This window comes from Pseudomonas sp. MD195_PC81_125 (assembly GCF_014060985.1).
GTDB classification, from domain to species: Bacteria; Pseudomonadota; Gammaproteobacteria; order Pseudomonadales; family Pseudomonadaceae; genus Aquipseudomonas; species Aquipseudomonas parakoreensis.
Window position 1 is genome coordinate 1 of record NZ_JABULD010000713.1, and the last position, 10416, is coordinate 10416.

Annotated in this window: 12 protein-coding genes, 4 pseudogenes and 1 riboswitch; of the genes and pseudogenes, 12 read left to right on the plus strand and 4 right to left on the minus strand. The window is 54.1% G+C overall.

Annotation, left to right across the window (positions count from 1 at the left end; translation table 11 throughout):
* Nucleotides 1-201 precede the first annotated feature (201 nt).
* Nucleotides 202-495 (plus strand): DUF3077 domain-containing protein, encoded by a 294-nt coding sequence (locus HT737_RS28160; protein WP_182404451.1) that lies wholly within the window; start codon nucleotides 202-204, stop codon nucleotides 493-495.
* A gap of 151 nt (nucleotides 496-646) precedes the next feature.
* Here the strand turns inward: HT737_RS28160 and HT737_RS28165 are convergent, their stop codons facing one another.
* Together HT737_RS28165 and HT737_RS28170 are read right to left on the minus strand one after the other, a co-directional pair.
* A complete protein-coding gene (locus HT737_RS28165; RefSeq protein WP_182404452.1) occupies nucleotides 647-820 on the minus strand; it encodes a hypothetical protein in 174 nt (57 codons plus the stop codon).
* 103 nt (nucleotides 821-923) lie between these two features.
* Nucleotides 924-1259: a helix-turn-helix domain-containing protein gene (locus tag HT737_RS28170; RefSeq protein ID WP_374011203.1), complete on the minus strand. Its 336-nt coding sequence runs from the start codon at nucleotides 1257-1259 to the stop codon at nucleotides 924-926.
* A gap of 114 nt (nucleotides 1260-1373) precedes the next feature.
* On the opposite strand from HT737_RS28170, the pseudogene HT737_RS28175 reads away from it, so the two are divergent.
* The 11 genes and pseudogenes from HT737_RS28175 to ppa all read left to right on the plus strand — a co-directional run bounded on the left by HT737_RS28175 (nucleotide 1374) and on the right by ppa (nucleotide 7917).
* Nucleotides 1374-1581, plus strand: a pseudogene (locus HT737_RS28175) (DNA-binding protein).
* A 32-nt stretch (nucleotides 1582-1613) separates the two neighbouring features.
* Nucleotides 1614-1899: pseudogene (locus HT737_RS32070) on the plus strand (ogr/Delta-like zinc finger family protein).
* Complete coding sequence (locus tag HT737_RS28185) at nucleotides 1896-2120, plus strand: hypothetical protein (protein WP_182404453.1); 225 nt, start codon at nucleotides 1896-1898, stop codon at nucleotides 2118-2120. The pseudogene HT737_RS32070 and the gene HT737_RS28185 overlap by 4 nt, the downstream one beginning before the upstream one ends.
* A gap of 331 nt (nucleotides 2121-2451) precedes the next feature.
* Complete coding sequence (locus tag HT737_RS28190; RefSeq protein WP_012723172.1) at nucleotides 2452-2775, plus strand: DUF190 domain-containing protein; 324 nt, start codon at nucleotides 2452-2454, stop codon at nucleotides 2773-2775.
* Between the two features lie 95 nt (nucleotides 2776-2870).
* Nucleotides 2871-2943: riboswitch (Fluoride riboswitch) on the plus strand.
* Between the two features lie 80 nt (nucleotides 2944-3023).
* Complete coding sequence (locus HT737_RS28195) at nucleotides 3024-4370, plus strand: voltage-gated chloride channel family protein (protein WP_012723171.1); 1347 nt, start codon at nucleotides 3024-3026, stop codon at nucleotides 4368-4370.
* Nucleotides 4367-4732: a hypothetical protein gene (locus tag HT737_RS28200; protein ID WP_012723170.1), complete on the plus strand. Its 366-nt coding sequence runs from the start codon at nucleotides 4367-4369 to the stop codon at nucleotides 4730-4732. The genes HT737_RS28195 and HT737_RS28200 overlap by 4 nt, the downstream gene beginning before the upstream one ends.
* Before the next feature lie 83 nt (nucleotides 4733-4815).
* A complete protein-coding gene (locus tag HT737_RS28205) occupies nucleotides 4816-5139 on the plus strand; it encodes a DUF190 domain-containing protein (protein WP_012723169.1) in 324 nt (107 codons plus the stop codon).
* A 42-nt stretch (nucleotides 5140-5181) separates the two neighbouring features.
* Nucleotides 5182-5449 (plus strand): annotated as a pseudogene (locus HT737_RS32075) (hypothetical protein).
* A gap of 103 nt (nucleotides 5450-5552) precedes the next feature.
* Nucleotides 5553-5894 (plus strand): hypothetical protein, encoded by a 342-nt coding sequence (locus tag HT737_RS28210; RefSeq protein ID WP_032657050.1) that lies wholly within the window; start codon nucleotides 5553-5555, stop codon nucleotides 5892-5894.
* Nucleotides 5895-5967: 73 nt separating this feature from the next.
* Nucleotides 5968-7251, plus strand: a complete 1284-nt coding sequence (gene eno, locus HT737_RS28215) for a phosphopyruvate hydratase (protein WP_182404454.1) — start codon at nucleotides 5968-5970, stop codon at nucleotides 7249-7251.
* A 114-nt stretch (nucleotides 7252-7365) separates the two neighbouring features.
* A complete protein-coding gene (gene ppa, locus HT737_RS28220; protein WP_012723165.1) occupies nucleotides 7366-7917 on the plus strand; it encodes an inorganic diphosphatase in 552 nt (183 codons plus the stop codon).
* 131 nt (nucleotides 7918-8048) lie between these two features.
* Here the strand turns inward: ppa and cydB are convergent.
* Both cydB and HT737_RS28230 read right to left on the minus strand, forming a co-directional pair.
* Nucleotides 8049-9057 (minus strand): annotated as a pseudogene (gene cydB / locus HT737_RS28225) (cytochrome d ubiquinol oxidase subunit II).
* Nucleotides 9058-9060: 3 nt separating this feature from the next.
* Nucleotides 9061-10416: cytochrome ubiquinol oxidase subunit I (locus HT737_RS28230; protein ID WP_182404455.1), on the minus strand; the 1356-nt coding region annotated here is incomplete at its 5' end.

Genomic DNA, 10416 nt, shown 5'->3' on the forward strand with positions numbered 1-10416 from the left:
CGCTTCGGGCGTGCCGGTCTCCTTGACTCCCGGTTTCCAACCTACGCATAGCTGCCACCCATTCGCTTGGAAACGAACGTGGCAGCTCCTCATGTCAAGGAGTTAGACCATGCACACCGTTAACCCGCTTGAAAACCGGATACACCCTTATAGATTCCTTTCAGTCTTCTGTCTTATCGCTTCCACCAGTGGAGGTGACCAATGATCGAAGAAGTCGAAGAAAAAACCATCGGCCACACCCACTTCATTTATTGCGGTGAAATCCCGCTCTTCCAGGTCAGCGCTGGCGTTCCCGTCAAAGCGGCGCTGGAACAGGCATCTGATCTGTTGAGCCTGGCTAAAGCGCTCGCCGAAGACGCTGCTTTCATGAAAGAAACCGACCGATACGCCTGGGCTTCGCATTTTCTGACGGAGATGGGCAAGGCGGTGATCGATGATGTGGTGAAAGCCGTTTCTCCCCGCCCCAAGAGAGTGATCCTTAAGGCTGCGACCTAGCGGCTACGGCACTCCGCATTTTGGGGATTCAGGGACGGTTGGGCGTACCGAGTGTGGGCGCCCTCCACCATTTACCTAACAAAAAACCCGACGCTGGGCCGGGTTCCTTTTTGTTTGTGCATTTCAATTGAATCGTTTAGTTGACTGTCGATTATGCCTGCGCGCCTGCACTCGTCAGCACGCTTACAAAGTGCTGGATGTATTCGCGATCTTGATCAGACATCGCTCTGTAACGTGTAAGAAGATTCCGCTCTTCTTGATTTAACTCGGACATTTCGCTGTTCGGCTTTTCCATGCGGGTGTTCTTTTTTTCATCTTGATCCAAATGCCCACTACTCCATTAAGTGCATTGCGGGCGCAACGTTACTCAGGAGCGCGGAAAATCAAAACTGAAATCCAACGTAACGAATGTTCTAAATCTCGACGAGTTATTTCCTGGCGCTGGAAAGCTGGGTTACTTCGGCCATGGCACCGACGATACGATGCACAGCTTTTTGGTCATAATCGGACAGGCTACGGAACTGCTGGATCAGTTGGTTTTCGGCAGGATCCAGCGCCCCGGCAGGCTCTGGCATACGCCCGCCCGTCAAGACATAGAACACGTCCACGCCGGCCTTGGCCACGGCGGTAAGGTAGGCAGAATCGGGGTTTCTCTCACCCTTTTCGTAACTGCCCTGGGTGTTGCGGGTGATGCCGCCCTGCTGTGCAAAGGCATCCTGGTTGAGCCCTAAGCGCGTCCTTTCTTCGCGCAAACGCTCACCCACTCCAACGTCCAACTCTTCATCAGATGCACAACTTTTCAAGCTTCCACCCTTTACAGGCCCAACTCTTTGGGCATAATGACGCCTAATCAACACGGATGCACACGAATGGACACTATGCCCGCCCCACTCACACCCGAGCAAGCCCCGAGCAGCGCTGGATAGACAGGGCATCAGCCTAGCCGAGTTCTGCCGCCGGCATGACCTCAACAGCAACCTGGTGAGCGACTTGCTCAACGGCCGCAAGAAAGGACGTCGCGGCAAAGCTCACCAAGCGGCTGTGTTGTTGGGCATCAAGGAAGGCACGATCAGCACCGGGAACTGAGACACCGTTCATTTAACGCAAGGATGCCGCTATTGAGCACTTACAAACTTGTTTGTCCCCACTGCCAGTCTCGGATGCGAATACGCACGAGCGAAGGCACTCATATTTTTTCTTCGCGTCGCCTATTTGCAGTGCCTGAATGAAGCCTGCGGCTGGTCGGTTCGGGCGCAGTTCGAAATGACGCATGAGATGAGCCCCAGCGGCATGGCGAATCCTGACGTACGACTCCCTTTGGCGGACGCTGCATTGCGACGGTCCGCCATGAAGCCAGTCGATACTCAGCAAATTCCGATCCAGGGACTGGAGGCCAAACAATGAAAACCACCCACATCACCCCTGACTACCGCACCTGCATGCAGGATGCTGCGCACGCTTATCTGTTGCGCCATCGAGCGGAGTACCTGGTCGACTCTGATCGACTGTTCAGCAGCGCCGAACGTCACTTGACTGTGGCGCTGGAAGTGCCGGCCAGCCTCGCGGCGAAACTGGTACATCTGGCCTGGACTGACATCCAGCAAGTCGAAGCGCTTTCCGCGTAACACACCCTCACGCCCATTTCCGTTTCTGGCATCCCCGCATTGCGGGGTGATGGGCATGCCATGCCTGAAAATCGAGGTTTCAATGGAAGACACTGTTTGCGTCACCCTCACACTGACCCGGATTGAAGCGTGCCGCTTGCTAGATAACGCACGCCTGCTGCAGGTTGGGCAATTGCATGAACTTGACCAGCCATTTGCATTCGACTTGACCAGTCGTTTGCATCCGACTTGACCAGTGCGCATGATGCCAGTGTGAATCCTGCCCGGGTGGCAATGACGGCTGCCGGGCTTCTGTCCTATCAAATAATCAGCACGCGCTTAGGAGAGGAACATGAAAGGTTTTCTGGTGACTTTCTTTACTCAACAGAATCGTCGCTATCAGGGAAAGATGCTCGGCGACTGGATCGTTGATTTGGCGAAAGAAATGGGACTGCGGGGTGCGACTCTGTCCACAGGTATCGAAGGCTTTGGGCATACCGGCCGGCTGCATTCCTCGCATTTTTTTGAACTAGCGGATCAGCCTACCGAAATTCGTATGGCCATTACCGAGGACGAATCTGTGCAGTTATTCAAGCGATTGGAGCTTGAAGATATCTCGTTATTTTACATAAAAACCCCAGTTGAGATGGGCTTCGCCGGAACAGAAGTCACCTAGTCTGGCCTGCTTTCATAAGCGGTGACTCGAAGACGCCTACGCTTGCCTCGTGCTCCGAAACACGATTTTACATTTTGGACAGAGCTCGCTAAGATCGGCTCATTGGAGATGGCATTCCTCCATTAACCAACCGCTGTGCCCGTAGCAGCTGATGATGCCTACAGAAACCTGATCAACCAGGTCTGTAGGCGTTCGCGCCCAGAATCCCCTTTTTGGTCAGGCCCACTTACATTTTTGTGGCTGGCCAAATGTCTAAATTTCGACGACCTGAACAACTCGACTTACTGCCCTATATTGCGAAATGGCTTGCGCTTGCTGGTCTTGTAGCTCTTTTGGCAGGCTCTGCCTCTGCGTTATTCCTCCTTTCTTTGGATCATGCCACCCAGTGGCGAGAAGCCCATCCCTGGGTGCTCTGGCTCCTGCCAGTTGCTGGCTTTGCCGTGGGACTTGCGTATCACCTGATAGGCAAACCAGTTGATGCCGGAAACAACCTGATCATCGATGAGATCCACGATCCTAAAAAGACTATTCCCTTGCGCATGGTGCCGATGGTGCTAATCGGAACCGTGGTTTCCCACCTCTTCGGTGCATCTGTGGGACGTGAGGGAACGGCGGTGCAGATGGGCGGCGCTCTTGCGGATCAATTGACGCATGTCTTTCGGCTACGCCGCGAAGATCGCCGGGTGATTCTCATGGCCGGTATCAGTGCTGGCTTTGCGTCCGTCTTCGGCACCCCTCTTGCCGGGGCTTTGTTCGGACTTGAAGTGTTGGCCATCGGACGCATGCGTTACGACGCGCTTTTCCCTTGCGTGGTTGCGGCAATCGTTGCTGACCAGGTGGGGAAAGCCTGGGGAGTGGTTCATACGCATTACGTCATTGGCGAAGTGGTTCCCGTGCAGCTCTGGAGCGTCATGGCTGTGGTCGCCGCTGGGATTATCTTCGGCCTCACTGGCCTGCTATTCGCGACGACCACCCATAAGCTAGGGGCTTTCGTTAAACGACTTATCTCCTATTCGCCATTACGACCATTCGCCGGCGGCCTTCTGATCGCAGTGGCAGTGTGGGCGCTTGGTAGCAACCATTACACCGATGTCGATAAGTACATCGGACTGGGGATTCCGAGCATCGTCCAATCCTTTCAAATGCCAATGGCTCCTTGGGACTGGCTTGGAAAGATGTTGTTCACCGTTGTCTCCCTGGGGACTGGATTCAAGGGCGGCGAAGTCACTCCGCTGTTTTACATTGGAGCCACCTTGGGGAACGCGCTAGCGCCCCTCTTACATCTTCCCTTCGGCATGCTGGCTGGTATCGGTTTTGTCGCTGTCTTCGCTGGTGCAGCTAATACGCCACTGGCAACCATTGTCATGGCCATGGAGCTCTTCGGGCCTGAAATTGCTCCGCTTGCAGCCATTGCCTGTATCGCAAGTTACCTCGTATCCGGGCATACCGGGATCTATCACGCCCAGCGCGTCGGTCACAGCAAGCATCACCGTCCTCTGCCGAAGGAAATCCGGCTCTCCGATATCAAGCAATTTCATGCTCAAAGTGAATCCGCCAGCGAGCGCAAAGTGACTTTTATTGGGGAAGAGAAATGACCGAACATCGCCAAGATCGCCTGACAGCTTTGCAGCTCTATTTCCCTGGCGCTAGTCGGGCTCGAGTTACAAATTTCTGGCATCACCTGAGTGCGCCCGCACTTGCCCAACACCTTCTTAAAGTCGCGCAGAAAGCCAAGATTGATCAGGTCATGCTCAAACCGATTTCTGCGGGCTATTTGACGGGCCATCGCATTTCCCATCATCACCCGGAGCTTGGTGATATGCGTCATCCGCAGTGTCTGGAATTGCTGGATACAGAGGTCAAGCTGCGCACCTTCCTGCGCGACCACGCTGACGAGTTGCGCAAGGTGCGAGCAGTTCTTCTCTTATGCGAGTTACCGCTCAGTGAAGCCTTGTAATTCAGTTCGAAGAAACAGTTCGCAAATGAAGAGGCATAGCCGACTAACCGTTGGTCGCTCTCGCCACATTAGAGGATGTTGCCATGAATGGCTTTCAACTGACGTTTTTCACTGAACAGAGTACCAACTACCAGCATCTTCCACTCGGGGAGTGGCTGGTTGAGTTCGCCAAACGAGAGGGCATGTTGGGAGCGACGCTGGTGAGCGGTACGGAAGGCCTGGATCATTTAGGACATTTGCATACCGCGCATTTCCTCAGCGGTGCTGATCATCCGGTCACAGTGACGATATCCACTGATGAGCCCGGGTGCGAGAAGTTGCTGGAAGCATTGGCCAAGGAGGCGTTTTCGCTGAGCTTTATCAAATTGCCCATCGAGTACGGTCGAGTGGGCCAGGCGAAAAGCTGAAAACCACGGTTTGTTGGACAACCAGTAAAAAGGATAAACGCCATGTACCGAATTTATAACCTGCGTCCACAGCCAGCCCCCGTCAACTGGGCTCGTGACAACAGGCCGCTCCTCGTAGGACTGGTTTTTTTGGGCGCTTTTTTTGGCGGGCATTGCAGGCAGCCAAAAGGTATCGAGCGAGGGTTGGTACATCGTCACCTCGCTCGAAGGCGCCTTGGTCACGATGCGCATGCCCAGTGAGAAATCCTGCAAGGCAGACGTGACCATCACCTGCGTACCTGGCTACGAGCTGAGAGCACAGCAACGTTGAACGTTACGAGCGCGATGGTGGTGGGCAATCCAAAGATGAGATTGCGAAATGGAACTCACCGACGTCGGCTCATCAAAACCACTTTAGAGAAATGGGATACCACATGAGCGCAGTGATGCTGAGCATCGTATTCGGGCTTGTGATGGGCAGGCTTTTTACAGGATCCGTCTATGAATTCGTCGCGCTTTTCATCGTAAGCATTGGAGTGTCGTTGCTGACGTTTCATCTGCTAGATCAAAGGCGGGCCATGCTACAAGCCCAGACTGCGTACTGCTGTTCTGTGATGGTTGCGTCAAACCAAATGCTGGAGCTTTTCCAGATGGCAAAGGGAGGGCAATTCATGCCCTTGGTGGGAGAGATTCCTGAGCTAATTATTGGAGGCTTCTTGGTTCCCGCAATTGCGGTGTCGGCAGTGCAGCTGTTCAGAATACTCATGGAGAGCTGACTTCCGAAATCGAGGCCTCTCGACTTATTCACATGGTTAATGACGTTCCCGAATCGTCCCTTGGAGAAAATCAATGAAAACGCAAATCCAGGCTATTCATGCACGTGAAATTCTCGATTCACGCGGTAACCCTACCGTTGAAGTCGACGTCACCTTGGAGTGCGGAACACTGGGCCGGGCTTCAGTCCCGTCCGGTGCCTCTACAGGCGCTCACGAAGCTGTTGAGTTGCGTGACCATGATCCAAAGAGGTATTCCGGCAGAGGAGTGTTAAAGGCCGTTAGCAATGTGAATACCGAAATACTTGAGTCTCTGAGAGGCCAGGATGCAGTTGACCAGGAACAGATTGATCATCTGATGATTAAGCTGGATGGAACACCTGATAAGTCTAGGCTTGGAGGAAACGCCATCTTGGGCGTCAGCCTCGCCGTAGCCAGAGCGTCGGCTTCTGCGATGAAAGTGCCCTTGTTCCAATATCTGGGCGGCGAGCAAGCAGCAAGAATGCCCGTCCCAATGTTCAATATTCTCAATGGCGGTGTTCACGCAAACTGGCAAGGCCCTGACTTCCAAGAATTTATGATTGCACCTACAGGGGCTGGCAGTTTCAAGGAAGCCTTGCGTTGGGGCGCTGAGGTGTACCACGAGCTGAAAGCGGTGCTTAAGGACGCCGGCTACTCAACAGCGGTCGGAGATGAAGGCGGCTTTGCGCCGACGCTCAAGAAAATCTCAGATGCCATTGAGCTGATCATTAAGGCAATTGAAAGGGCCGGTTATACCCCTGGATCTCAGATCGAGATCGCTATCGACCCAGCATCCAGCGGTTTCTATGAGAACGGTCTTTACCATCTGCGCTCTGAAGGTCGTAAGGTCGATGCTCAAGAGCTGATTAGTCTCTATTCCTCCTGGGTCGACAAGTACCCGATTGCGGTACTGGAAGATGGCCTCGCGGAAGACGATTGGTCGGGCTGGAAGCAATTGAATGCTGCGCTGGGTAACCGGATCGAGTTGGTTGGAGATGACCTGTTTGTCACCAACGTCGAACGGATTCAACGAGGCATCAAAGAAAACGTCGCCAATGCTGTACTGATTAAACCCAATCAAATCGGAACCCTGACTGAGACCAAAGCCGCCATCGTAATGGCTTACGGGGCAAATTGGGGAGCTATGGTTTCTCATCGTAGCGGGGAGACTGTAGACAGCTTCATCGCAGATCTGACTGTTGCCATGGGTACTGGCCATCTCAAGACGGGCGCTCCATGTCGAGGGGAGCGGGTCGAGAAATACAATCAGTTTCTGAGAATAGAAGAGCATCTTGGCAGCCATGCGTTTTATGCAGGACATGATGCATTCGTGCGCTGACGGCCTATAGCCGGTAAACCTGTTGTACTGGTTACCGTAAAAAACGAACCACATATCGCTGTTGGCAAAAACGTCAGTGGCATTGGCCTTTCCTAGACGCTTGGAGATATGAGCATGAGCTACACGGATATTCCAGCTGGTAACGCGATCCCCGATGACTTCTTCACCGTTATCGAGATTCCTGCAAACCACTCGCCGATCAAGTACGAGGTGGACAAGCCGAGTGGACAAATTTTCGTAGACCGCTTCCTCAGCACGCCCATGTTCTATCCGGCCAACTACGGGTTCATTCCAAATACGTTGAGCGATGACGGAGACCCGTTGGACGTCTTGGTGATTTGCCCTTACCCGGTATCGCCTGGCGTTGTCATTCGTAGTCGCCCGGTTGGCGTGATGTACATGACGGACGAAGCTGGAGCGGATGCCAAGGTGATCGCGGTGCCTCATGAAAAACTAAGCTCTGTGTACAGCAACATAAAGGAATTCTCTGACCTCCCTGCATTACTCCTCGCACAGATCCAGCACTTCTTCGAAAGCTACAAGGCATTGGAGCCGGGTAAGTGGGTAAAGATGGGCCGTTGGGGGAGCGCAGATGAGGCCCGAGAAGAGATTCGCAAATCGGTAGCTACGTATAAACCAAAAAAGGGGGACCACTCGCCACATTAAAGGATGTGGCCACCTGTGTACCGAGCTACGCTCCAAGCACTGCAATAATGTCACTGATGGCGAAGTAACCCAAGGACTGCATTCCTGAACGGACTAGAGATTCCCGAGGCATTTAAAGGGTGTCAGTTCACTCAATGATAGCCTGCCTGATCGTTAACCTTTCCTCGGAACACGGAGTAGCTCCAAATGGTGTAGCCCAGAATGATCGGGATAATGAGCAGAGCACCTACAAGCATAAAACCTTGGCTTTGCGGGGGGGCTGCGGCATCCCAGATCGACGTCAACGGTGGGACGATGTTCGGCCACAGGCTGATGCCGAGGCCGCTGTAACCCAGAAAGATCAATACCAGGGTCAAGATAAAAGGCGCGTAGTGAGCACTGCTCGCCACGGCCCTGAACAACCCCCACATAGTCACCAACACTAGGACTGGCACCGGCAGGAACCAGAACAGGTTCGGTAGGCAGAACCAGCGTGCAGCGATATCGCCATGGGCGAGCGGCGTCCATAAGCTGACCACGGCGATCACAGCCAGCAGTGCCAACGTCAAAGGACGGGCCAGGTTATGCATGGCTTTTTGCAGCACGCCTTCAGTTTTCATGATCAGCCAGGTGCAGCCAAGCAAGGCATACGCAACTATCAGCGCAGCGCCGCAGAACAGACTGAACGGCGTCAGCCAGTCTAGGCCGCCCCCGGCGTACTGGCGATCGACCACCGGGAGGCCGTCGATGTAGGCGCCCAACGCCACGCCCTGGAAGAAGGTCGCCACCAGGGAGCCGCCGATAAAGGCCTTGTCCCAGATGTGGCGCTTCTCGTCAGTGGCCTTGAAACGGAACTCGAAGGCCACGCCGCGGAAAAATCAGCCCGAACAGCATGAAAATCAGCGGCAGGTACAGGGCCGACAGGACCACCGAATAGGCCAGCGGGAAGGCGCCGAACAACGCCGCGCCGCCAAGCACGAGCCAGGTTTCGTTGCCGTCCCAGACAGGCGCGACCGTGTTCATCATTACGTCGCGATCGCCCGAGCCCTTCATGAAAGGAAAAAGAATGCCAATCCCTAGGTCAAAGCCGTCCATAATTACGTACATCATGATGCCGAAGATGATGATCACGGCCCAAATCAGCGGAAGATCAATGCCCATGAGTCAATGCCCCTTGTGATGGCTATCAGCATCGCCACCGTGGGCGGCAGATAGAGGACGGGCAGGTGTTCGCAGATGGCCAGGCCCACCGTGGCTAAGCGCGTCGCCTTCGTGATTTTGGGGTCCTTTACGTACCAGGCGCATCATGTAGCCCAAGCCGGTTCCGAAAAGCGCGAAATAAACCAGGACAAACAGCACTAAGGTAATGCTCATCTGCGCCACGCTATGGTTCGACGAAGCATCGGCAGTGCGCAGCAGTCCATACACTACCCAAGGCTGACGACCGATTTCAGTGGTAAACCAGCCGGCCAATAGGGCGATCAGCCCTGACGGCCCCATAAGCATCAGGAAGTATAAGAACGAGCGGCACCGGTAGAGCGTGCCGCGCTTTCGCAACCATAGACTCCACAGTCCAGTGAAAATCATCAGCATTCCCAAGCCAACCATGATACGGAACGACCAGAACACGATAGTCGAGTTGGGGCGATCCTCCGGCGCAAAGGATGCCAAGGCAGGAATCTGACGATCCAGGCTGTGGGTAAGGATCAAACTGCCCAAGTAGGGAATCTCGACGGAAAACCGGGTCTTCTCAGCCTTCATATCGGGCCAGCCAAACAGGATCAACGGCGTCGGCTCATTGCCCACGTTTTCCCAGTGGCCCTCTATTGCCGCAATTTTTGCCGGCTGATGCTCCAAAGTGTTCAACCCGTGAGCATCGCCCACCACGGCTTGTATCGGCGCCACAATCAACGCCATCCACATCGCCATTGATAACATTCGACGGACGGCCGGGTTATCGCGACCTCCCAACAGGTGCCAGGCTGCTGAAGCGCCGACAAAGAACGCCGTTGCCACGAAGGCAGCAATCGACATGTGCACCAGGCGGTAAGGAAAAGACGGATTGAAGATAATCTTCAGCCAGTCCATCGGAATCACTTGACCATGATCAATTTTGAAGCCCTGTGGGGTTTGCATCCAGCTATTAGAGGCGAGAATCCAGAACGAGGAAACCAAGGTGCCAACGGCCACCATCACGGTAGAAAAGAAATGTAGGCCACGGCCGACTCTACTCCAACCAAAAAGCATCACACCCAAGAATCCAGCTTCAAGAAAGAAAGCCGTCAGTACCTCGTAGGTCAGTAGGGTCCCCGTTATAGGGCCGGCGAAATACGAAAATCTGCTCCAATTGGTACCGAACTCATACGCCATGACCAATCCTGACACCACACCCATACCGAAGTTGACTGCGAAGATTTTGATCCAAAAGTGGTATAAGGTCCGATAGGTATTGTCATGCGTCCTCAACCAAAGACCTTCCAACACTGCTAGATAAGCAGCCAGCCCGACGGTAACTGCCGG

Bases quoted from the DNA above. Each gene is read 5' to 3' on its own strand.
- HT737_RS28185 (WP_182404453.1), top strand. From the start codon at position 1,896: ATGAAAACCACCCACATCACCCCTGACTACCGCACCTGCATGCAGGAT.
- eno (WP_182404454.1), top strand. From the start codon at position 5,968: ATGAAAACGCAAATCCAGGCTATTCATGCACGTGAAATTCTCGATTCA.
- ppa (WP_012723165.1), top strand. From the start codon at position 7,366: ATGAGCTACACGGATATTCCAGCTGGTAACGCGATCCCCGATGACTTC.
- HT737_RS28160 (WP_182404451.1), top strand. From the start codon at position 202: ATGATCGAAGAAGTCGAAGAAAAAACCATCGGCCACACCCACTTCATT.
- HT737_RS28205 (WP_012723169.1), top strand. From the start codon at position 4,816: ATGAATGGCTTTCAACTGACGTTTTTCACTGAACAGAGTACCAACTAC.
- HT737_RS28200 (WP_012723170.1), top strand. From the start codon at position 4,367: ATGACCGAACATCGCCAAGATCGCCTGACAGCTTTGCAGCTCTATTTC.
- HT737_RS28190 (WP_012723172.1), top strand. From the start codon at position 2,452: ATGAAAGGTTTTCTGGTGACTTTCTTTACTCAACAGAATCGTCGCTAT.
- HT737_RS28195 (WP_012723171.1), top strand. From the start codon at position 3,024: ATGTCTAAATTTCGACGACCTGAACAACTCGACTTACTGCCCTATATT.
- HT737_RS28210 (WP_032657050.1), top strand. From the start codon at position 5,553: ATGAGCGCAGTGATGCTGAGCATCGTATTCGGGCTTGTGATGGGCAGG.